The sequence below is a fragment of the bacterium genome (genome assembly GCA_016716565.1).
Taxonomy (GTDB): domain Bacteria; phylum Bacteroidota; class Ignavibacteria; order Ignavibacteriales; family Ignavibacteriaceae; genus IGN2.
This window is the reverse complement of record JADJWC010000004.1, coordinates 204,600-227,803: the sequence shown is the minus strand read 5'-3', so window position 1 is coordinate 227,803 and position 23,204 is coordinate 204,600. Positions and strand designations below refer to the sequence as shown.

Below are 23,204 nucleotides of genomic sequence, written 5' to 3'. Positions count from 1 at the left end.
TGTTTTAACATAAAGTTTAATTTATTTTCAACCCGAAATTATTGCGAACTAATAATTCATTTTCATTGTTTATACTATTATGATAGGACATAGATTTACAGATTTCATCCCAAGTGATAGTTCCGGAAACAGTTTTGAAGACTTGCTCAAAGTCTTTTTACAGCTTGTTACCATCACATCCGGGGATGTATCAGAAGCTTTAAACTGGATGAACGAGCTTGATCGTCAGTATAATATGACCGGGGAGGAATATGGAATGGGTGATTTTATTGATGAACTGAAAGAACGAGGTTACATAAAAGAAAATGAAGACGGAAAAACAATTTCATTGACTACTAAAAGTGAAATGACAATTAGAAGACAATCTCTTGAGGAAATATTTGGTAAACTTAAAAAATCTGCACGAGGAAATCATCGCACTCCTTTTTCAGGACACGGCGACGAACTAACATCCGATCGAAGGGAATATAATTTTGGTGATACTCTTGAGCAGATTGATATGACTGATTCAATTAAGAATGCTCAGATAAATCACGGGATTGATGATTTCAAATTAACTGAAAAAGATCTTGAGATTGAAGAACGAGATTTCAAAGGATTGACATCGACAGTGTTGATGATTGATGTTTCTCATTCGATGATTTTGTATGGTGAAGACAGAATCACTCCCGCAAAAAAAGTTGCGATGGCTTTATCAGAACTTATCACTACCAAATATCCAAAAGATACATTGGATATTATTGCATTTGGCAATGACGCATGGCCAATTGAAATAAAAGATCTCCCATATCTCGAAGTTGGACCTTTTCATACAAACACAGTCGCAGGATTACAATTAGCTCATGATATTCTTCGCAGGAGGAAGACAAATAACAAGCAAATTTTTATGATAACGGATGGTAAACCAACTTGTTTAAAGGTTGGTGCAAAATATTATAAGAACAGTTTTGGACTCGATAGAAAAATAATTAATAAAACTCTTGACCAGGCTGCAATTTGCAGGAAGCATAATATCGACATTACAACTTTTATGATTGCTCGCGATCCATATTTACAGCAATTTGTTCGTGAGTTTACAAAGATTAACAATGGCAGAGCTTATTACAGCAGCTTGACAGGTCTCGGCGATTTTCTTTTTGAAGATTATATACGTAACAGAAGAAAGAGAGTAAGGTAAGGCCTCACCCTGCCCTCTCCAAAGGAGAGGGTTAATAAAATTTTAATTTGGTTTTTATTGGACAAACTAAAAATATTAGAAAGAAATATTTAAATAATGAAGTTAGATAGTATTAAAACGCTCGGTGAATTAAAACAAAGCGGATATAAATCCAATTCAATTAAGGATGAATTAAGAGATAACCTGATAAAGTTTTTAATGGAAAATAAAAATCCATTTGAAGGCATAATCGGTTTTGATGATACTGTAATCCCCGATCTTCAGACTGCAGTTCTCTCACGACATGATATTTTGTTTCTTGGATTACGTGGACAGGCAAAAACTAAAATAGCAAGGCTGATGATCAACCTTCTCGATGAATATATTCCAATTGTTGAAGGTTCTGAATTGAACGATGATCCGTTGAATCCTCTTTCAGTTTATGCAAAGGAAATAATAAGTAATGAAGGTGATCAGACTAAAATTAGCTGGATTCACCGCACAGAGAGGTATACAGAAAAACTTGCAACACCTGATGTTTCTGTAGCTGATTTAATCGGCGATGTTGATCCGATAAAAGCTGCAGCACTTAAGCTCCCTTACTCTGATGAAAGAGTAATTCACTTTGGTTTAATCCCAAGATCACACAGAGCAATATTTGTAATAAACGAGCTTCCTGATCTTCAGGCAAGAATTCAGGTTGCACTGTTCAACATACTTCAGGAAAGCGATATTCAGATTCGCGGTTTCAAAGTAAGATTGCCTTTAGATATTCAATTCATCTTCACTGCAAATCCGGAAGACTATACAAACAGAGGTTCGATAGTTACGCCGTTAAAGGACAGAATTGACAGCCAGATACTCACGCACTATCCAAAGAGTATTGAAATATCAAAAAGAATAACTCAGCAGGAAGCAAACCTGACGGATGACCAAAAACAAAAAATAAATCCTGACGAAATATTGCTGGATCTTGTAGAACAAATCGCATTTGAAGCACGTGGAAGCGAATACATCGACTCAAAAAGTGGTGTCTCAGCACGTCTTTCCATTTCTGCATATGAAAATTTAATCAGCACAGCAGAGCGACGAAGAATTCTGAACAACGAAAAGGAAACTCACTTGAGAGTTAGCGATCTTTTTGGAGTGATCCCATCAATTACCGGAAAGATTGAACTTGTTTATGAGGGTGAACAGGAAGGTCCCGCTAAGGTCGCTCAAATATTAATTGGTAAAGCGATAAGAAATAATTTTACTAAATACTTCCCTACTCTGGATAGTTTGAAAAAATCTCAGCAGCCAAGTCCGTATCAGCCAATAATTGATTGGTTCAAGAAAGGCAACAAAGCAGATTTGATGATGGACTTAACTGATAAAGGATATACAGAACTTCTCCATAAAATTCCGCAGCTCGAAAATGTTGTCAAGAAATACCAGCCATCAATGAATGGAAATTCAAGACTTCTTTTGATGGAATTATTGTTGTTTGGATTATCAGAACATTCGCTGCTCAGCAGAACAAAGATTGAAGACGGAATTCAGTTCAGAGATATGTTTAGCTCGATGTTCACAATGCCAGCTGAAGAAGATTTAGAGGATGAAGACGATGAGTCTCAGTATAAGTTTTAGTTTGTAATCCGAGTGTCATTCCGGAACTCTGACGCAGTCGGAGTATCCGGAATCTTTAAGTAATTATATTTATATCCATTTTACTTACTCAAGTTGACATCTTTCATTTATAAACCGTTGAAACGGTTATAAAAGATTTTTTTCCTTTTATTAACCCACGGATTAATCCGTGGGTTAATGAGAAACAAATAGAATTTTCCAACCGTTTTAACGGTTTTTTACCTGCGAATAATTTAATCGGTTAATCCGAGTCACTTAAATAATTTATATCCCTTAATTCACGAAAAGTATTCTGAAATAAATTCAGAATAAACACTCTTTAACACCAGAAGCGTTTTATTTATATTTCTAATGAAAGATTAATAATTAAAGCACTTTAGTTGAAGAAAAAAATAATCCTCATTGGTCCGGTTTTTCCATACAGAGGTGGAAATGCATTGTTTGTAACACACACCTATGAATCATTAAAGGATCATTTTGAAGTCAAGATTTACAATTACAAACTTCTTTATCCCTCAATTCTATTTCCCGGAACAACTCAGTTTGATCAAAGTAAGGAACAGGTATTCAAAGTTCCAAGCGAGCGGATTATCAATTCAATTAATCCATTCAACTGGATAAAAGCTGCAGGAATGATCAAGAAAGAAAATGCCGATCTGGTTGTTTTTGACTGGTGGCATCCTTTTTTTGGATTTTGTCACGGAGTTATTTCATTTCTCATCAGGAAAAAATATAAAAATAAAATACTCTTCATAACAGAAAACGTTGTCTCCCACGAAGCAAATGCTATCGATAAATTACTTACTAAGATCGGATTGATGTCCGCATCAAAATTTTTAGCGCTTTCGGGAATAGTTGAAAAAGAAGTACAGCAGTTTTCTAAAGAGAAAAAAGTTTATAGATCGGAATTGCCTGTCTACGATTGCTACAAACACAGTGATCAAGCTGATTCAAGAATGTTCAAAATAGAATTTGGTTTTGAAGAAGATTCACTCATTTTATTGTTCTTCGGATATGTAAGAAAATATAAAGGACTGGATATTCTTATTGAAGCATTCCCAAATATTCTTTCTTCAAATCAAAATGCACGACTGCTGATTGTCGGTGAGTTTTATGATAATCCTTCTGAATATTTTGAGTCGATAAGGAAATTAAAAATTGAAGACAAAGTAAAAGTTATTAATCAGTTTGTTCCCAATGAAGAAGTTGGGAAATATTACCAGGCTGCAGATGTTGTGATTCTTCCCTACCGCAGCGCTACTCAAAGCGGAATATTGAATGTCGCTTATGGATTTTATAAGCCGGTTATTGTAACCGATGTCGGCGGATTAGCAGAGTTTGTCGATGAAGGCAAAACAGGATTTGTTGTTAAACCGAATTCTCCTGAAGCAATTGCAGAGGGAGTTCAGAAATTTCTTCCCGTAAAAGATAAAGTGGATTTTACTACCTACATAAATGAAAGAAACCAGAAGAACAGTTTTAACCAGCTGCCGGAAGTGTTCGAGAGGATACTGGAAGAGAGTAGATAATCAGTCGAAAACATTTTTACCTCACCCTGTTTCCCTCTCCTTATAAAGGAGAGGGATGAAGGCAGAGGTTTTTTATTTCAGTAATACCATCTTTTTTGTATCAACAAAAGTTCCAGCCTGTAACTTATAGAAATAAACACCACTTGTAAGAGATGAAGCATCGAATTCAACTTCATAATTTCCTGCAGGCTTTAGTTCGTTTACTAATGTAGCTACTTCATTACCCAAAATATCGAATACTTTCAGAGTTACATCACCGCTCACCGATAACTGATAACTGATTACCGTACTAGGGTTGAATGGATTGGGATAGTTTTGCATTAAATTAAAATCAACTGCCGAAATGTCTTCGTCATCAACATTAATTATACCCGGTGTTAGTACATTATACTTCCACGTACAATTTGTTCCGAATGAGTTTTCACCAAGTATAGCAGCTCCCGGAATTTCATCATAGTAATAGATATAGTTAAAATCTAATGAAGTTCCACTCCAACCATTATGGACAATACCGCTGATATTTACCCAATAATTTGCTTCATGCGGAACATTCACAAGTAAGCTCGGTTCAATCCAGTTTTTTCCACCATCTTCGGAGCCTGAAAAACAGATATCGTAATAGTATTTATTCTGTTCACCAGCTTGTGAAAAGATATTTATTGGACTATTGCCCGGTTCTCCGGAAAATTGTGGAAGATTCCACATTACTACTACTATATTTCCTGATGAATCTGTTTCTATTACCGGCAAACTTGGACCATTAAAATTTCCTGCACATAAGTTAGTATAGTCATAGGGATATGTTTCAACAATCTGTCTTTCAAGAGCTATCCATTCTTTATCCCTGTCATTCCAATAAACAATCGGTGAAACATTGAGCAAACTAGAATCTCCTTCAATAATCGTGTAAGTATTAAAGGCTTGATGAACATAATGGGTTACACCATTTTGATCCACAAAATATGAATTGAATGGCCAGGTAGAAAGATTAGTCTCATAATTTCTTCTGTTAGTAATTAATGTGTCGCCATCCAGAGCTATCCATTCACCTTGCCAGTTCATACCTTGATCAGTTGAAAACCAATGATAGATACCACTTGCACTGTCCGGATTGCTTGTACCTTCTTCTCCAATACCTAATAATGCCAGCGACCCTGATCTTTCAATAGGTACAAACATTGAAATTTTATTTCCATTGGCTGATAAAAAACCTTCCCAAGCGGCAGCAGTACCCCAGAATGACGGATCATTTTCACCAACATGAGTAACAATATTAAAAGTCTCACCACCATCTTCAGAAACTGCAATATCGAAATGCTCCTCAAAAAGTTTAGATGCCCAAATATTACCTGAACCATCTACAGCATAAGGAATCAAATATTCATTTAACTCGCCTACCAGTTGTGCTTCATTCGGATCAATATTTAAATTAACTGACCAAAGCGAAACACCAGAAACACCATTCATATCAAATATTACTAAGTATGCTATTCCATTCGTTGCGTCCAAAAATACGTGGCTGGCTCTACTTCGGACGGGAATTCCAAGACTATCATAACCACAAGGAAAATACGATTCTACTCCAAAATCATCTTTATAAGCAACCACAGCGCAAGAATCACCGTTTGCCATCATAAATGGATCCGGAATACCGTCCCCAGTAAAATCATAAACAAATGATAGTTTTAGTGCAGTTTTATTCCACGGCCAATCATAATTGGATATTATTAAATCAAGTGGAGTTCCACTGCCATTAGCAAAACTATTAGCACTACTCTTGTTTTGAGCAAATGGTATAGAAAAAGATAGGATAAAAACTATTATAAAGAGTTTTATTGCATAACTCATATATATGCCCCTTTCCTTTTTTATAATGATCCAGTACTTATGACTAATAAATTTTTCAGAAGCTGAGTCATCTAAATCCTGAACTGCGAAGACTATTTAAACTTATTACTATTAATTTCTAAAATCAACAATTAAAGAAAAGCAAAAAGCCCCTCAATCATAGGGGCTTCTTAATCATTTACTTTAGAATAATAACTCTTTATTATTTAATTAACAGCATTTTCTTTGTCTGAACTAAATTTCCAGATTTTAATTGATAGAAGTAAACACCGCTTGGTAGTTCCTTGATTCCGGACAGGCTGGAATGACTGTTGAACTCTATCTCATAATTTCCAGCTGGTTTTTGTTCGTTGACCAATGTAGCAATTTCATTTCCTATAACATCATAGATTTTCAAAGTTACAAATCCCAACTCAGCAATTTGAAATTCAATTTTTGTGGTTGGATTAAATGGATTGGGATAATTCTGTCCTAACGAAAATGTTCCCGGTAATTGTTCGATTTCATCTACCGAGCTCGTACCACTTGTCCTATAGGCCAATGACTGAACATTGGTATATCCTGTTTCTCCTACCTCAGTTCCAACTGCTGTCGTTTTATTGATAGAAATTAGTTTGCCAATATCCGTTACTCCTCCTATCACACCATACAATGCACCTGTTTCGTCAAAAGCAAGATCATTTGTCTGTACATTAAATCCTGTTCGTCCTATTACTGTTGTATCTCCGGTAGACAAATCTATTTTGAATATTCTATCTTTTTGTCCTACTACAACTCGAGGTGTTGCCCATAACTCATTAGTTGTTGGATCAAATGCAATTGCTGTAAGTTGAACTGTAGTTGTAATTAGTGAAGTCGCTCCAGTAACTAAATCTATAGAATATAATTCTCCACTTTGTTTTGCACCATATAAAATTCCTGAAGTATCAAATGCAACTCCTACCATAAATCCCAATCCGGGTAGATTGTAACATGTGTATGCATCTCCTTCTGTTGCATTTACTCTTACAAGATCACTGCTTGTATTGCCCGGGACTATACCGTATAAAATGTTTGTTTGTGGATGTACAGTTAATGCACGAATGTCTGCAAAATTTGATTCACCTAACACTGTTCCTTCGCCTGTTAATTTATTTAATGATAGTGTTACTCCAGTATCTGGTAAACTTGCGTTTGCACTAGCATAAAAAATATTTGTATTTGCAGGATTCAACTGATAGGCTGTACCTTTCAGGTTCAATCCTTCAATACTTGGATCATTATCATTAATTTCCATAAACTCTTGATACATTCCAAGATTACCAGGATCAAACTGAATTTCAAGTGTCAAACTTTCATTTGTAGAAAGTGTAACCGGATAAGTTGGTTGAGTCAATAAAGTAAAAGGACCAGCCTGTGAGGTAATAGAATTGATAGTTAAATCCTCGAATCCATAATTTGATAATGTTACTGATTTAACCAAGGGAGTTTCTCCAAAAGCTAATTCAAATAAGACGGTTTCTTTTTCTGTGTATAGAAATGGTCCTGGGTTTATGTCTAAGTTCCCAATCATAGTATTTCCATTTTTATCAATTTTCCTCACTGAAACAAAAGTATTGTTCAGAACATAGTCTTTACTATCAGGATTTGTATTCCAATCAAATCTTCTATTATTTGTTGCACCCGGGAAAGGATCTCCCGCATCTCCTCTATTTTGACCATTGTTTAAATTACGATTACCATCCGCCTGTTCAAGATCGACTTTATAATGATTTTCGTTTTGATTACTCCCAACAGCATCATCAACGTGATAAATAAGTAAACCTGAATCATAAATGTTTGCATCAAATCCAATCTTCTGCCTGTTTTCAACTAAAAAATACTGCTGAGTAATAGTACCATTAAGCCAAATTCTGTAAACAACTGGATTTTCTTCTACATTTGGTATCGAAAGTTCTTTCTCCAATGAACTAATATTTATTGGTGTCACCCAACCCATTTGCTTTTTACACCAGGCACTCATATGAACAGGAGTCTCAGGTGATGAATCATTACCTCCCCAGGAACCCGCAGCCATTAAACACCAATTCCCTAATCCTTCGGATGAACCATCCGTGTCATATAAATCAGGTAATCCAAAAATATGACCGAACTCATGAGCAAAGACACCAATTTCGATGAGCGATCCTTCATTATTATTTCCACCATTACGTTCAGGCATGATCGCATAAGGACCGTCAATAATCACATTAAATCCAGAATTTGGATCAATATCATTAGTAGTAATTGGTCCGCCGCTATATACCGTAAAATTCCATCTATGTGACCAAATATTATTAGCTCCTGCTTCAGCACCAGCACCTGAATGCACGACTGCGAGAAATCCAATGTGTGGTTTGTTTTGAGCATCATAATATTGAATATAATCTGCAAAGTTTAAAGTGGGATCTGAAGATTGAATTAATTCAACAACAAATTTTGGTCCTCCGCTACTAGACCCTGGAGAATAATTTTGAATGTTACCATTTACATTATACCAACCCTTAGCATCGCCGGTAAAGTGTAGTTGGTTGTACGAAACTTCTGTATAATAATCTGTCACTGTTCCTGTTGGATTGGGTCCATCGTATAGCTTAGCTTGGAATTGTTCTTGAGTATAAAAACCGGGTAAATCCATGAATTGTCCCATCAATGTAAGAGCAAAAACAGTATCTGTCACCAAAGCAGATTCTGAAAGCAATCCTTGGGAAATCTTTTCTCTAATATTTTTCCTCTCTCTGAACTTCTCTGCATAATATCCATTTGAATATTCACTTTGAATCATTTGCTGAATTTCCAAAATGTCAGCCGGAGGCTTAACACCTTTTTTTGGTGAAACCTGAGCAAAGTTGATAGTTACATAGAAAACGACAAAGAGTAGTGTAACGCTAGAAGTAATTTTTCTCATAATATTATCTCAAATAATTTTTAAAAATTCCAATCACATATTATTGGAGGCTAACATAAGCAATTTCTGTTTTGTAAAAAATGCAAACATATCCTAATAGTTAACTGAACGATAACTAATTCAAATATTTTTTCAAATTAATGGCTTTTTTATTTACACAAAAAATCCCTCATAGTTAAAAACCTGAGGGATTTTGTTCAAACTAATTTTATGTGATTACTTCAGAAGAATCATCTTTTTAATATCCTGAAACTCACTTCCTTCAACACCTGAAGCTTTTAATTTGTAGAAATATATTCCACTGCTAAGCTTAATTCCTTTTGAATCATTCGCATTCCATATAACAGAATGATATCCGGCTGGTTTTTGTTCACTTAGTAGAGTTACTATTTCCTGACCAAGTAGATTATAAACAACAAGTTCAACATCGGATGCAACGGGTAAAGTAAATTCTATCCTTGTAGTTGGGTTGAACGGGTTAGGATAGTTTTGACCTAATGAAAATGTCACTGGTAGTTCATTACCTTCTCCGATTGAGCTAGTACCACTATTTCGATAAGCTAATGATTGAACATTTGTATATCCTGTCTCTCCTACTTCAGTTCCCACTGCTGTTGTTTTATCTATAGAAATTAGTTTGCCAATATCTGCTGCTCCTCCTATCACACCATACAATGCACCCGTCTCATCAAATGCAAGATCATTTGTCTGTACGTTAAATCCTGTTCGACCTATTATTGTAGTATCTCCGGTAGACAAATCTATTTTGAATATTCTATCTTTTTGTCCTACTACAACTCGAGGTGTTGCCCATAACTCATTAGTTGTTGGATCGAATGCAATTGATGTAAGCTGCACTGTAGTTGTAACTTGAGTGGTTGAACCATTAGATAAATCTATTGTATATATCCCTCCGCTTTGGAGTGCGCCATATAATACACCCGATGTATCAAAATCAAGTCCTACCATAAATAAACCAGGAAGTGTATATAAAGTATAAGCATCTCCTTCTGTTGCATTTACTCTAACAAGATCAGTACTAGAACCACTAGGAACTAATCCATACATAATATTTGTTATCGGATCGATGGACAATCCACGTAAGTCAGCAAAATTTGATTTTCCAAGAAGAGTACCATTACCTGAAGTTTTATCTAACGAGAGTGTCCTGCCAGTATCTGGTGTTACAGCATTTGATACTGCATAAAATACGTTTGTCATTGTTTCGTTTATTTCGAATCCACGACCTTTCATCCTGAATCCAGAGAAATCAGGGTCGTTATTTGTGAAACTCATTATTTCGTCATAAACAACTGGATCAGTGGGGTCAAATTCAAATTCAAGATCTACACTAGCATGTGGTGCAAGTGTATGGGGAGTGTCAGGTTCGTTAGAAGAGTAAATGGTCCAGTCGGTGAGTTTATAGTATTGATCACCAAATCATCTTCTCCATAATTGCTAACAGTTACACTTTTAGTGATAGGTGCTGATCCAACTTCCAAATTTCCAAAATCGACAGTAAATGAGTTGGCAAAAGCATGTGCACCTGGATAAGATTCCATTCTGATTTGACCAACATAAGTACCCCAGGTATTACCGGTTCTTGCATATTCGGTAAAAGTCCATACATTCAATTCATTCACAGGATCCAAATAAATTCCCATATAGTCACCCCATCTATTACGTGAGCCGCCAAAAGTTACCACATAATTTCCAAGTCCTACCTGAATAGGAACGCTGGGATTTAATCCTGCAGGATCCGATGCATGCTTAGTAGATATAAATGCACCACAATATTCTGAATCTCCAGAACGGCTAAAAGTAACAGCAATATTATGATTTTTATCAACTGTCAATGCTGGATAAAGATAGTAATAACCGATAAGACCAAATTCAGAATGCTCTGTAACTGATGGAACACTGAGATCAATTTTTGCATATCTAATTGCAGAATAGGATGTATTAGTTGTATTGCCAACAGGATGTGCCATATATAAATATCCATCTCTGACTATTGGAGAATGACGCAATTTGCTGCTACCTGCATCCAATGCAGTGCCACCTCCTAACTGATTTGCATCCGGAGAATTATAATAAAACTGTGTGCTAATTACTTTCCCACGTAAACGAGGTGTTGTACTAATAGGACTCAGAATTTTGTATAAGTAGTATACATTACTTCCACCACCCGGTACAGGACTAGACCATGTCCAGAAAAAATAACCACCCTGGCCAGGTGTATATGATATAGCAGGTTCTAATACATCAGGTTTTTCAGAAGTTTGATTTGGTCTTCTAATATCCCAAATGTCTTTCCAAGTTAATAACCCTCCATTACTTGAGTAAAGTTCTGATTTGTTTAATATTCTTATTTTGTTGTATTGTAAACCACCTGCAAATCCAAATTGTCTGGAATCTATGTAAATAGCTTCTTCATCGAAACCTATCTGTGGAAAATCTCCCCAAGTACTAGTGGTTGCAGTTCCATTTTGTCTTGAATCCAATCTATACATATACCATGTTCCAAATGGATCAGCATCATCAGAATAACTGATAATGAAATAGGCTTGAGAAATTTCATCCCACCAATCCCACAACATAAACCATCTTCCTGCGTAATGATCATAAATTATTTGAGGATCAAATGCACCAGCATTAATGACAGGAGCAATCCAGGTATCGGCGTTGATATTCGCAAGCAAATTACCTTGTTTATCCCAAACTAAAAACCTGCTATTTACACAAGCTATCACATGATCTGGCCCTGCAGCAACAATAGGATCTGGAGGAATAGAATTTTCCATATTCATGCCAGGCCAGCGATTTAGTATAACAGTTTCACCGTTAGTTCCATCATTATATCCGTGCACATTTGTATCTTCAACGTATACAAACTCCGGTAATGTTGAAGGATCAACATCTATAATGACCGATTCATTATAAGTTACTTCGGTATTTCTATCTGCTATTCTATTTTCCCCTTCAGAAGGTGCTTCAAATGTAAATTGATTAAGGGATATCATCACACCCGAGGCTACGCTGCCAGTTGCCGGTCCCTGATAGAAAACAGAATCTAACTGAGCATACCCTGTGAAAGTGAAACAAATTATAAATAATAAGAAGAGTGAAGATTTTTTCATATCTCTATCCTTGAATAATTGGTTGTTAAATTTTTACGAAGTTAAGCATTAAGATATTCTTATTCAATTATAATAATTCACCGATTAAAATAATTATTTACTCTTGCTTTTATATGTCTCAAGTAAATACTTTGCTACTGCTTCCGCTTCATTCGGCTTCAAGCCGGGATTCGGCATCGGCGGAAATGCCGGATCAACTTTAACCGGATTACGAATAAAAGCGATAAGCTGGGATTCTTTTCCATCATACTTCGGCAGTACGTCAAGGTGTGCCGGACCAACAAGTTTTTGATCCCACTTATGACAGGAAGCGCATTTGACCTGGTAAATTTCCTCAGCATTAATCGTTACCGTTTTTCCTTCACCCTTGAGTTCTGCAAGATATTTGTCGAACTCAGCACTTAGGACAGCACTATGCATCTGTGTTGATGTGGCCATAGCTTTCTGATCACTGATTATAAATGCAGCAACTGAAAAAATAAGTGTGAAGAACAATAATGCGGCGGTTGTTCCTTTAATTTCTTTGGTGAGCAGGTAGAGGAAATGATATCCCAAAAACAATAGTGCTAATGATATTATTGCATACGTGAAAACAGGTCCAGTGAGAGCGGTTTGCGGTAAACCAAACAAACTCAATAATGCAAAAAACGGGATGAATATTGCTGAGAAAAAAGAAACTCTCAGAACTTTCTGTTTTAGGAAATTAGAGTATTCTTCATCCTTAATATGTTTTTTCTTTTCATCTTCCAGGAAAATAAAAAGCATCATTCCTCCTGAAAGGATTATTGCAAAGAAGATGTAATAAATTAATCTGGAGATAACTTTCCAGCAGAATAATCCTCCGATAAAACTTTCTGATGTCCAGGCTGAGTAGACAGATGGTATCGTAAGCGCTGTAATGAAAAACCAGATTCCAATAAAAAGGAAAAACAAACCAAACGCACCCGCTTTTCTGCTGATCCTGTTACTTTCATCGCTCAACCGGCTGACATCTTCCAAAACATTTGGATCAGAAATACCTTTATCTGGTAACGAATTGAAAATTCTGTTGAACGAAAGTGAGTATCTATAGCTGTAAATAAATACAAGCGAAATAATAATCAGGATTAAAGATAACCCAAGATAATTCAGATTTGTGATTTGTGAATTATGAAGAAGCTGAGCGTAAATTAAAATTGCCGTTAGAATTGGTATTACACCAAAAATAAATCCTGCGCTTTTATTAACTGTAGTTATTTCAGTGATATCCTTTGCCAGACGCAGATAAAACGGATCATTCTGTTTTTCACCTTTCCTCTTATAAAATACTGAAAGCAATATTCCACCAAAAACAATACTTATGAATGGAACGAACAAAAACAAAGCAATCAGCAGCATGTAATGAAGCAGCTCAATGTGTTCTGCAGACTGTGGCAATACAAAATTATTTAAGAATTCCATTTAAACTTTTTTTAATTATGAAATGAGCTTGTCAATCGATACGAAAAAAACTACACTTAGCGCAAAATAATTTATTGATTTAAAATTGAGTCTGAATGCTGAATAATCGTTCGATTCAACCAGCAACCCGAAAGCTTTCCAGGTAAGCAAAACTCCGCTTACGAACAAAGCAATATCAACCCACAGCTGAGAAACAATTCCAAACAAAGGAATCATCAAACCAGTCACTGCAGTAGAAATTATCCAGATAAAAGTAATCCTTGATAACTGTTCTTTGCTGAACAACATTGATAAAGTTGGAAAGCCTGCTTGTCTATATTCGTTATCCATTACTAAAAGGAGCAACCAGAAATGCGGTATCTGCCAGATAAAAAAGAAAAATGCAATGATTATCATTTGCGGATCAATTAATGAACCACCAGCCGCAGCCCATCCGATCATCGGAGGGATTGCCCCTACAAATGAACCGGGAATAATTGCAAATGGTGTTTTTCTTTTTAATAATGTGTAAATCAAATTATACCAGACAAGGTTTAACAATCCAAGTGAAAGAACCAGAAGATTAGTAAATACGATTAAAACTATTGAGCCTGATATTACAAGCAACGATGATATTAACAGAGCCAATGATGATGAAATTCTTCCAGATGGAATGGGTCTGTTTTTTGTCCTATTCATTTTTGCGTCAAAATCTTTTTCCTGATAATGATTCAAAGCTGCTGATCCGAATGCAAGTAATAGCACACCTAACAGAACAGGGATAATTCCTACATCAATTTGAATAGTTGCCGCAATATAACCGAATGCAGTTGTTACCGTAACGAATGAGGTTATCTTTACTTTCGTTAACTCAAAAAATATTTTAATATTGTTTCTCAATTACCTTTACTATAGAAAATTATTGAGTCATTTGTTCTAATAATTTCAAATCTTCTTCGCTCATTCCGTACATCCAGTCTTTAAATTCCTGGTTTTCCATTACAATTATTTTTGAATACATGTATGAGTGATTTAATCCGCAGTATTCAGTGCAAGCGATATCATATTCACCGGTTCTTTCAGCAATAAACCAGGCAATTCTTTCCCTGTTCGGGAAGACATCTTTCTTCAGCCTGAAAGCTGGAATGAAGAAAGAATGGTTAACATCATTTGAATGAAGAATTAACTTGATTGGAGTATTAACAGGGACAAAGAGTGAATCAGACTTTTTGCCTCCTTCATATTCAAAACTCCATTTCCACATTTGCGCTGTTACATTTACCGGCATAGCATCTTCAGGCACATTTACCATCTCTTTATAACCCTGCCATCCGTACCAGAACATTATCAGTACAAGAATAGTTGGAATTGCAGTCCACGCAATTTCAAGCCCCATATTGCCGTGAATGTTTTTTGCTTTTGGATTTCTTTTTCTGCTGTATTTAATGACAAAAAATATCATCAGCACTGTAATCAGTACAAGAAAAAACACAGAAACTATTAATGTAAATAGAAATGTTCCGTCAACAGAGCTTACAAAATTTGATACACCATCAAACATTCTTAATATCCTTAGTGGAAAGAGTAATCAGAGAATAATAATACAAACGAAATACCCAGAAACAACAGTGCAACGAACACAAAGACTACAAACGTTTTGGTTTCACTCCTCAGATGCATAAACACCGTTAATACAAGATAAGCCTTGAATGATGCAATGATTAAAGCAGTTGCCACTGTAAATCTTCCGATATCCATTCCTGCTACTGCGACTGTAATTGCAGTAAGCGCCATCAACGCCAGCCATACCAAAATATATGCGCCATAGCTGTGAGAATGTTGATGTTGTTTATCATGTATTTGCATTTTGCTTCCTTATGTAATAAGATAGAAAAGTGGGAAAAGGAAAATCCAGATAATATCAACAAGGTGCCAGTATAAGCCGGCATTTTCAAGCCTTACATAGCTGTCTTTAGTAATGATATCTTTTCTGGTCATTCTTGTCATCACAGCAATTAAAAACATACCGACTATAACGTGAACACCATGAAGCCCTGTCATTACATAGTACAAACCAAAAAATAAAATCTCACCAGAGCTTTTCGATAATAATTGCTCACTTCCCGGATAAATTCCGTGGTGAAACTTTGCTGTCCATTCAAAATATTTATTCACTAAAAAGAAGAGTGCGAGGAAAATGGTGATCAGCTGCATCAGAATTGATAATGTTTTCTGATCTCTCTGAAGTGCAATAATTGCAAGCACCATCGTCAAGCTGCTGGTAAGAAGTACTGCGGTGTTGAATGCACCCATTATTGTGTTTAATTCTTTAGCAGCAAGATGAAATTCATCAGCATACTGAAATCTGTAAACAGAGTAAAGAAGGAACATTCCTCCAAACAGAAGCAACTCTGTAAACAGAAAGAGCCACATTCCCATACGGGAACCGACATCATCCCTGTGAACGTGAGCAGCAGATGTGTGTGTTGTGGAACTCAACGAACCTCCTGTTTTTCTAATTCTTCTTCATTCATTTTGTATTGATAGGGATCAGCCTCTATTTCAGGTATATTAACAAAATTTTCGTGGATAGGCGGTGTATCAATTTGCCATTCAAGAGTTTCTCCACCCCAAACATTTTTCTCTGTTACAACTTTACCTTTCCATATAGAGTGAACAATATTGTAAACCATCATCAGCATACCTGCAACTAGAATCCACGAACCGATGGTTGATATAAAATGGTATGAATGAAATTCCGGAAGATAATCGTAATATCTTCTCGGCATACCTAACCAGCCCATAATAAACATCGGGAAGTAGAGAACGTTAAACCCGATAAATAAAAACCAGAAATAAGTTTTAGCAAGCTTCCTGTTATACATTCTTCCAAACATTTTGGGGAACCAGTAGTGCATCGCTGCAAAAAATCCAAAACCTGTTCCACCAAACATTACATAATGGAAGTGTGCAACAATGAAAGATGTGTCATGCACCTGCATATCAATCGATAGAATTCCCTGCATAACACCGGTTAATCCGCCAATCGTAAAGAGAAAAATAAAAGCAAGCACAAACAATAGCGGAGTTGCAAGATCAATCGACCCTTTGTATAAAGTAGCAACCCAGTTGAATACTTTTATCGCACTCGGAATTGCAACAAGCATTGTCAGAAGTGAAAATATAAACTGTCCGGTATCGCTCATTCCGACTGTGAACATATGATGCGCCCAAACAAGCGATCCAAACAATGCAATTGCAATACTTGAAAAAGCAATGAATTTATATCCAAAGATTGTTCTTCTTGCAAAGACGGGAATTATTTCCGAAACAACACCCATTGCCGGAAGTATCATTATATATACTGCCGGATGAGAATAAATCCAGAACAAATGCTGGTAAAGAACGGGATCACCACCAAGAGCTGGATCAAAAATACCTACTCCGAACCATCTTTCAACTGCAACAAGTAATAAAGTAATTCCGATTATAGGTGTAGCTAAAACCTGAACCCACGCGGTTGAATAAAGTGACCAAACAGAGAGCGGCATTTTAAACCAGGTCATTCCCGGGGCTCTTAATCGATGCACAGTTGTAACAAAATTCAATCCCGTTAAGATGGAAGAAAATCCAAGAACGAATGCTGCAATTAAAGCAACTATTACATTAGTATTTGTTCTTACAGAATATGGCACATAAAACGTCCAACCAGTATCTGCAGGTCCGCCGGGTAATAGGATGGCTATAATAGCAAGCAATCCACCAATTACATACATATACCAGGACATCAGGTTGATTCTCGGAAACGCAACATCTTTTGCCCCGATCAAAATCGGAAGAACAAAATTTCCAAAAACTGCAGGAATACCCGGAACAACAAAAAGGAAAATCATTATAACTCCATGTAAAGTAAAAATAGAGTTATAAGTCTGCGGATCCATTATCGTTCTTCCGGGAGAGATAAGTTCAAGACGCATCAAAAATCCGAACGTAACTCCGACTAAGAAGAAAATTGCAAGAGAAATCAAATAAAGAATACCGATTCGCTTATGATCGGTGGAAAGTATCCAGCCTAATATACCAGAGTGTTTACCTTTAAATTCGAGGTAACTTGGTTCGTGTCCGTTTGTCTTTATAGCTGCAGCATCAACTGCCATAGTTCATCACCTTGATTTAATAATTTCTTTCTTCGGTTTCAGTTTAATAATCATGAAAAATATTCCCGCAAACAATAAAATTGCCGCACCAAAAATCCTGGTAATATTCAAAGCATATTTCTGTCCTTCAGTATCGTAGCTGAAGCAAAACCTTAGAAACCTAGCAACTGTTGGTGAAACTCTGCTCTCACCCGTTTCGATAACTGCCATTTTAAAATCGAATGGTAAAATACCATAACCATGATTTTCAGTATAGCTTGGGAAAAGGTAGCGGCAAATTTTTCCATCTTTATCAATAAATATCAATGTTCCGGCATGTCGAAGTTCTTCACCTTCGCGTTTGAAATAAAACCCGGCTGCATTAGTAACAGTTTTAATATTTTCAATTGAGCCGGTCAAAAATCTCCAGCTATCCGGATTTATATCACTGTCGAAACCCGAAAGCATCTCTTTCTTTTTACTGTTAGCTTTTTCAGGATTTTCTAATTCATCGATGCTGATCGAAACAACATTGTAATCATATCCGGGTTCAAGATCAGATTTGTTCATCACATTTGCCAATTCAAACATAAGCGGATTGCAAATTCCCGGACAGCTATAATAAACAAGTGCTAAGACAGTTGGGCCATTTATTAATTCCCTCAAAGACACCGGATTTCCATTCTCATCATAGAAAGTCACATCAAGTGGAAGATTCTTACCAAGCTGTTCATCAACTCCTATTTCAATTTGATTAGTTGAATTGGCAACCGATGTCAGTAAAACAATTAGAATTAATCCTTTAAGTAACTTCATGACAAGTCTTATAAAATCTTTCTTAAGTAATTAATCAATGTATTTCTTTCATCAACAGAAAGTTCAAGCACTTTTGAATTAAATCCGTTCTGATTAACATTTATACTTACATAATTAACAAATGCTGCATCACCGTCTTTCCAATTTTCAGAATTAATTAAAGATGATAAAGCAAGCTTTTCGTTGCTTACAACACTATGGAATAATCGAGCTGGATAATCGGCTACATCAGTATTTAAAGTATTAATTGCCTGATTAAGTTTATCAGCTTTGCCAGAATTTTCAGAAGTCAGAATATTGATTGCAGTACTTACCGGGATCTGAGCAGGTATTTCCATTCCTGAAGCCAAATTATATAACGAGTTCAATGCAGATAGATCATCATCTGTATCGACAGGTGGATTAGTTATAAATTCCTGCCTGATGTAATGAATTATCGAAATCCTTTCCTGCGGTGTAAGAAAATTATATGATATCATTGCACTTCCTTCAAATCCTTCTTCTAAAGTTGTATAGATTCCGCTCAGTGTTCTGCCGTTTTTCCAGCCATCAGGACTTGTAAAATTTCTTGGAGCAGGATTCATTCCTACTGCAGCCGGCCCGCCACCTGCACCAGTTTCATTATGACAGGATGCACAGTTTTTAGTATAAAGTTCTTTACCGGTTTGAATTAGTTCCTCTGTTGGTTCTTTCATTTTGAATATATCTACCGGAGGAACTGTTCTGGCTTGCATAACCGGCAGATCAGCTACAACTGTTGAATCAGGGATAAAAGCTGAAGTTTTATTGATAGCAACATTACCAATGTTAGCGACATAATATAATCCAATAATTACAATGATTATTAGAATATATGGATATAAAAATCCGAATATCGTTCCGGGATTTTCTTTTATGCTTTTTATAAAATCAGATATTATTTGTTTTATTTCATCCATAAATTTTTAAAGATGGAAATCTAAACCTCGTTGTAATTTTGGATCACCGACCGGAATCAGGTTATCTTTTTTTGCTTTCATATTGAAGACTAAAATTAAAATTCCGACAACGGCTATTGGAAACACAAAATCAATCCAACTGAATGAATATCCACCGGAAAGCTGTTCCATTTCAGGCATAACAAGCCAGAAAAGATCATAGAAATGAGCAAACAGCAGCCAGACTGAGATGAATTTCAGTTTCTTCGGATCCATTTTTGATGGCTGCGAAACTAATGTGATATAAGGAACGAGAAAATGAATTACTATCAAACCAATTGAGAATATTGCCCAGCTTCCTTCCCACTTCTGCAGAAACCAGAAAGTTTCTTCCGGCAAATCAGCATACCAGATTAACATATATTGTGAGAAAGCAATGTATCCCCAGAAGTTCACGAATGCAAAAAGTAAAGCACCAAGGCTGTACAAATGATCATTCGTCATTGCCGGATGAAGATAACCATGCTCTTTTAATAAAACAGTTGCCAGTGTAACTGCTGCTAATGCTGCTATAACAGTACCTGCAAAAAAGTAAACTCCAAAAATTGTAGAGAACCAATGGGGTTCAACACTCATCAGCCAATCCATTGCAGCAACTGTTACAGTAATTGCAAAAACCGGAATGAAGATTGCAGATAACCTGATATTTATTGTTGTCAGCTTCTGATCTTTTGTTGTGTCCTGCTTTTTCGAATTCCTTATGAAGAAGAAATAGAAGAGTGACCAAAGTCCGATGATTACAAAAACTCTTATTATAAAAAACGTCACATCTAAATACGGCGCTTTGCCTTGTAAGATTTTATCTTCTGCAACTGCTTCAGGATGCGACCAGTGGAATAGCTCACCAATGTTGAACAACAATGGAATAACTAGCAATGCCAATAATGGAATAACAGCAGCAAAAAATTCTACAACTCTTCTTATTGGTACGCTCCAGTCAGCTCCGACAATATACTCCAGCGAAACAAGGAATAGAGCACCAACACCAATACTTATCATAAAAGTAAACGCTATTAGATAATTGAATACAGCTCTTGAGTGATCGACAAAAAATGCTACTACACCAAGGATTATTCCCAATGCAAGCAAAGCCATACCCAATTTTGATAAGCTGGCAGGTAAATCTTTTTTCTGATATGTAATTTGATTTGTATGCATCTAAGATTTACTCCGCTTTAACCATTTTAAGATCTGCGTCAGTTGCATTCTTTGCTCTCTGTAAAGCACGAATATAATTTACGATTGCCCATCTTTCTTCTCTCGTCACCTGAGAAGCATAAGAAGGCATAACATTCTGACCAACGGTGATGATATGATAAATCATTCCATCAGAAAAATTTCTTGCTCGGTCTGAATGAAGTGTTGGTGGATTTGGAAATTGTCCTGCCAGTCTGCTATCACCATCTCCAAAATTTCCGTGACAAGGACTGCAGTAAGTTAAAAACTTCCTCTGACCAAGTTGTAAGTTTGCTTCTGTTGGAAAGTATGGATTTGATAAAACTTCTTTAGGATTTGTTTCACCTTCGAATGGATATGGGATAAATCCTTTAGCAACAGTTCCTTGAACTGGAAGTCTCATTCCTCTTCCATCTGCAAAAAAATCACTTCCGGATTGAGGAATTATTTTGGCCTGATTTTCCATCCAGTTAAATGGTTGAATATACATTAGCTTATTCAACATTAAATATGTTCCGATAGAAACAACAACTGCAACACTAAATAAGAACACAATAAATCTTGGTTCAAAAATCAGATACCCCTCTTTTTCAGGATGATATATAATTTCGGTTGAAAGAGGTTTCAGATTTTTTAAAAATTCAAGCGTGTTCTTTTCATCAAACTTCGGATCAATTGCCTCGATTACTATTCCATAATGGTCACGGGAAACTTTCTTCATGTATTCTGTATCGTGAAGCGCATGCGAATTTCTCGGAAGTCCAAAGAAGAATGCGAACATCGCAACAACTGTGGAAACTGTTGCCATAATTACCGTAACTTCAAAAGTCACAGGAATAAAAGCTGGAAGCGAGAAGTACGGTTTACCGCCGATGACCATCGGGTAATCAATTGACATTGTCCAATACATAAGTATCAATGCAAGAACAGCACCAGTAAGACCAAAAATCAAAGTAACGATACCAAGCTTTGATGGCTTCATCTTCATAGCTTTATCAATACCGTGGATTGGATATGGTGAGTTAACATCCCATCTGGTGAACCCTGCATCTGCAACTTTTTTTGCTGCTGCAGTTATTGCATTCGGATCGTTGAAGAGAGCTGTTGTACCAAAAATCTTTTTATCAGCCATGATTCTCTCCTTTGTGATGAGTTGGCTGAGCACCATCAGCGACAGCTTTAACTTCAGCAATGGAGACAACGGGTAATGCCTTGGTAAATAAAATTACCAATGTGAAGAAGAGTCCAAAGCTTCCGAGTAAAATTCCTGCATCATATAAAGTTGGTGTGAACATTCCCCAACTAGAAGGAAGAAAATCACGATGCAACGAGGTAACTACAATCACAAATCTTTCGAACCACATCCCCACATTTACAAGTAATACAATTACCATCATTGCCGGAATTGATCTTCTGATTTTCTTAAACCAGAAGAATTGAGGGAAGAAAACATTACAGCTTACCATTGTCCAGTACGCCCAGGCATAAGGTCCAAACATTCTATTAATGAAAACAAATTGTTCAAATTGAACGCCGCTGTACCAGGCAATAAAGAATTCCATACTGTAAGCATAACCTACCATCATTCCGGTCGCAAGAATAACTTTGTTCATCTTTTCAAGATGATCTATGGTGATGATGTTCTGCAGATCGAATATCTTTCTCACAAAAACTAATACAGTCACAACCATTGCAAAACCAGAAAAGATCGCACCTGCAACAAAGTATGGCGGAAAGATTGTTGTATGCCAGCCGGGCATTATCGAGACAGCAAAGTCAAAGCTAACAATTGTATGAACTGAAAGAACAAGAGGTGTTGCAAATCCAGCAAGAATCACGTAAGCTTTTTCATAGTGCAGCCAGTGACGTGATGAATGTCTCCATCCCAAACTGAAAATCGAGTAGATTGTCTTTTTTATTTTTGAAGTTGTTCTGTCGCGCAAAGTTGCGAAGTCAGGAATCAAGCCTGTATACCAAAACACAAGTGAAACTGTGAAGTACACAGAAACTGCAAAAACGTCCCAAACCAAAGGTGAAGTAAAATTAACCCATAAGCCATGTTGATTCGGATATGGAGTTAGATATCCAGCAAGCCATGGTCGTCCTGTATGAATAATCGGAAAAATTCCTGCGCACATAACGGCAAAAATTGTCATCGCTTCAGCGAAGCGAGCGATGCCAGTTCTCCATTTTTGTCTCAACAAGAAAAGAATTGCAGAGATAAGTGTACCTGCATGACCGATACCTACCCAAAAAACGAAATTAACAATTCCAAAACCCCATCCAACCGGTTGATTGTTACCCCACATCCCAACACCATAGTAGAATGTATAAGCAAGACAAATTGCACCGATAAGCAATGCACTGCCTGAAATAGTAAGTGCAATGAAGAATTTTTTATCCGGCTTAGTATCCATCGGTTTGGCCACAAGCTCTTCTATCTGAGCTAATG

At 36.4% G+C, this 23,204-nt stretch carries 18 protein-coding genes; 3 read left to right on the top strand and 15 right to left on the bottom strand.

Features of this window, described 5'->3' with window-relative positions; translation table 11 throughout:
• Window positions 1–79: 79 nt before the first annotated feature.
• From IPM14_16415 to IPM14_16405, 3 genes are all read left to right on the top strand, one after another.
• Window positions 80–1,177, top strand: a complete 1,098-nt coding sequence (locus tag IPM14_16415; GenBank protein MBK9099657.1) for a VWA domain-containing protein — start codon at window positions 80–82, stop codon at window positions 1,175–1,177.
• A gap of 96 nt (window positions 1,178–1,273) precedes the next feature.
• Window positions 1,274–2,785: a magnesium chelatase gene (locus IPM14_16410; protein ID MBK9099656.1), complete on the top strand. Its 1,512-nt coding sequence runs from the start codon at window positions 1,274–1,276 to the stop codon at window positions 2,783–2,785.
• A gap of 380 nt (window positions 2,786–3,165) precedes the next feature.
• A complete protein-coding gene (locus tag IPM14_16405) occupies window positions 3,166–4,314 on the top strand; it encodes a glycosyltransferase (GenBank protein ID MBK9099655.1) in 1,149 nt (382 codons plus the stop codon).
• 72 nt (window positions 4,315–4,386) lie between these two features.
• Here the strand turns inward: IPM14_16405 and IPM14_16400 are convergent, their stop codons facing one another.
• From IPM14_16400 to nrfD, 15 genes are all read right to left on the bottom strand, one after another.
• On the bottom strand, window positions 4,387–5,019 hold the full coding sequence (locus IPM14_16400; protein ID MBK9099654.1) for a T9SS type A sorting domain-containing protein: 633 nt from the start codon (window positions 5,017–5,019) through the stop codon (window positions 4,387–4,389).
• Window positions 5,020–6,364: 1,345 nt separating this feature from the next.
• Window positions 6,365–9,088 carry a M6 family metalloprotease domain-containing protein gene (locus tag IPM14_16395; GenBank protein ID MBK9099653.1) on the bottom strand — a complete coding sequence of 908 codons (2,724 nt, stop codon included), beginning with the start codon at window positions 9,086–9,088 and terminating at the stop codon, window positions 6,365–6,367.
• Between the two features lie 216 nt (window positions 9,089–9,304).
• Window positions 9,305–10,384 (bottom strand): T9SS type A sorting domain-containing protein, encoded by a 1,080-nt coding sequence (locus IPM14_16390; GenBank protein MBK9099652.1) that lies wholly within the window; start codon window positions 10,382–10,384, stop codon window positions 9,305–9,307.
• A gap of 50 nt (window positions 10,385–10,434) precedes the next feature.
• On the bottom strand, window positions 10,435–12,228 hold the full coding sequence (locus IPM14_16385) for a hypothetical protein (GenBank protein ID MBK9099651.1): 1,794 nt from the start codon (window positions 12,226–12,228) through the stop codon (window positions 10,435–10,437).
• 93 nt (window positions 12,229–12,321) lie between these two features.
• Window positions 12,322–13,668 (bottom strand): hypothetical protein, encoded by a 1,347-nt coding sequence (locus IPM14_16380; protein ID MBK9099650.1) that lies wholly within the window; start codon window positions 13,666–13,668, stop codon window positions 12,322–12,324.
• A 15-nt stretch (window positions 13,669–13,683) separates the two neighbouring features.
• On the bottom strand, window positions 13,684–14,547 hold the full coding sequence (gene cyoE, locus IPM14_16375; GenBank protein MBK9099649.1) for a protoheme IX farnesyltransferase: 864 nt from the start codon (window positions 14,545–14,547) through the stop codon (window positions 13,684–13,686).
• 19 nt (window positions 14,548–14,566) lie between these two features.
• A complete protein-coding gene (gene coxB, locus IPM14_16370) occupies window positions 14,567–15,208 on the bottom strand; it encodes a cytochrome c oxidase subunit II (protein MBK9099648.1) in 642 nt (213 codons plus the stop codon).
• 11 nt (window positions 15,209–15,219) lie between these two features.
• Window positions 15,220–15,513 (bottom strand): cytochrome C oxidase subunit IV family protein, encoded by a 294-nt coding sequence (locus IPM14_16365; protein ID MBK9099647.1) that lies wholly within the window; start codon window positions 15,511–15,513, stop codon window positions 15,220–15,222.
• A 9-nt stretch (window positions 15,514–15,522) separates the two neighbouring features.
• Window positions 15,523–16,086 carry a cytochrome c oxidase subunit 3 gene (locus IPM14_16360; GenBank protein MBK9099646.1) on the bottom strand — a complete coding sequence of 188 codons (564 nt, stop codon included), beginning with the start codon at window positions 16,084–16,086 and terminating at the stop codon, window positions 15,523–15,525.
• A 56-nt stretch (window positions 16,087–16,142) separates the two neighbouring features.
• Window positions 16,143–17,804: a cytochrome c oxidase subunit I gene (ctaD, locus tag IPM14_16355; protein MBK9099645.1), complete on the bottom strand. Its 1,662-nt coding sequence runs from the start codon at window positions 17,802–17,804 to the stop codon at window positions 16,143–16,145.
• 6 nt (window positions 17,805–17,810) lie between these two features.
• Window positions 17,811–18,599, bottom strand: coding sequence for an SCO family protein (locus IPM14_16350; protein MBK9099644.1), 789 nt, complete (start codon window positions 18,597–18,599; stop codon window positions 17,811–17,813).
• Window positions 18,600–18,607: 8 nt separating this feature from the next.
• Window positions 18,608–19,537 (bottom strand): cytochrome c, encoded by a 930-nt coding sequence (locus IPM14_16345; GenBank protein MBK9099643.1) that lies wholly within the window; start codon window positions 19,535–19,537, stop codon window positions 18,608–18,610.
• A gap of 6 nt (window positions 19,538–19,543) precedes the next feature.
• Window positions 19,544–20,671 carry a quinol:cytochrome C oxidoreductase gene (locus tag IPM14_16340; GenBank protein MBK9099642.1) on the bottom strand — a complete coding sequence of 376 codons (1,128 nt, stop codon included), beginning with the start codon at window positions 20,669–20,671 and terminating at the stop codon, window positions 19,544–19,546.
• 70 nt (window positions 20,672–20,741) lie between these two features.
• Window positions 20,742–21,884, bottom strand: coding sequence for a DUF3341 domain-containing protein (locus tag IPM14_16335; GenBank protein MBK9099641.1), 1,143 nt, complete (start codon window positions 21,882–21,884; stop codon window positions 20,742–20,744).
• Window positions 21,877–23,169: a polysulfide reductase NrfD gene (gene nrfD / locus IPM14_16330; GenBank protein ID MBK9099640.1), complete on the bottom strand. Its 1,293-nt coding sequence runs from the start codon at window positions 23,167–23,169 to the stop codon at window positions 21,877–21,879. Before nrfD ends, IPM14_16335 begins: the two co-directional genes overlap by 8 nt.
• Window positions 23,170–23,204 lie beyond the last annotated feature (35 nt).

What these genes read in the sequence shown, in the direction of transcription:
- IPM14_16400 (MBK9099654.1), bottom strand. Translation starts at nt 5,019, where the DNA reads ATGTGGAATCTTCCACAATTTTCCGGAGAACCGGGCAATAGTCCAATA.
- IPM14_16335 (MBK9099641.1), bottom strand. Translation starts at nt 21,884, where the DNA reads ATGGCTGATAAAAAGATTTTTGGTACAACAGCTCTCTTCAACGATCCG.
- IPM14_16385 (MBK9099651.1), bottom strand. Translation starts at nt 12,228, where the DNA reads ATGAAAAAATCTTCACTCTTCTTATTATTTATAATTTGTTTCACTTTC.
- nrfD (MBK9099640.1), bottom strand. Translation starts at nt 23,169, where the DNA reads ATGGATACTAAGCCGGATAAAAAATTCTTCATTGCACTTACTATTTCA.
- IPM14_16410 (MBK9099656.1), top strand. Translation starts at nt 1,274, where the DNA reads ATGAAGTTAGATAGTATTAAAACGCTCGGTGAATTAAAACAAAGCGGA.
- IPM14_16390 (MBK9099652.1), bottom strand. Translation starts at nt 10,384, where the DNA reads ATGAGTTTCACAAATAACGACCCTGATTTCTCTGGATTCAGGATGAAA.
- IPM14_16415 (MBK9099657.1), top strand. Translation starts at nt 80, where the DNA reads ATGATAGGACATAGATTTACAGATTTCATCCCAAGTGATAGTTCCGGA.
- IPM14_16380 (MBK9099650.1), bottom strand. Translation starts at nt 13,668, where the DNA reads ATGGAATTCTTAAATAATTTTGTATTGCCACAGTCTGCAGAACACATT.
- IPM14_16350 (MBK9099644.1), bottom strand. Translation starts at nt 18,599, where the DNA reads ATGAAGTTACTTAAAGGATTAATTCTAATTGTTTTACTGACATCGGTT.
- IPM14_16345 (MBK9099643.1), bottom strand. Translation starts at nt 19,537, where the DNA reads ATGGATGAAATAAAACAAATAATATCTGATTTTATAAAAAGCATAAAA.
- ctaD (MBK9099645.1), bottom strand. Translation starts at nt 17,804, where the DNA reads ATGGCAGTTGATGCTGCAGCTATAAAGACAAACGGACACGAACCAAGT.
- IPM14_16395 (MBK9099653.1), bottom strand. Translation starts at nt 9,088, where the DNA reads ATGAGAAAAATTACTTCTAGCGTTACACTACTCTTTGTCGTTTTCTAT.
- IPM14_16360 (MBK9099646.1), bottom strand. Translation starts at nt 16,086, where the DNA reads ATGGGAATGTGGCTCTTTCTGTTTACAGAGTTGCTTCTGTTTGGAGGA.
- coxB (MBK9099648.1), bottom strand. Translation starts at nt 15,208, where the DNA reads ATGTTTGATGGTGTATCAAATTTTGTAAGCTCTGTTGACGGAACATTT.
- IPM14_16340 (MBK9099642.1), bottom strand. Translation starts at nt 20,671, where the DNA reads ATGGCTTTGCTTGCATTGGGAATAATCCTTGGTGTAGTAGCATTTTTT.
- IPM14_16365 (MBK9099647.1), bottom strand. Translation starts at nt 15,513, where the DNA reads ATGCAAATACATGATAAACAACATCAACATTCTCACAGCTATGGCGCA.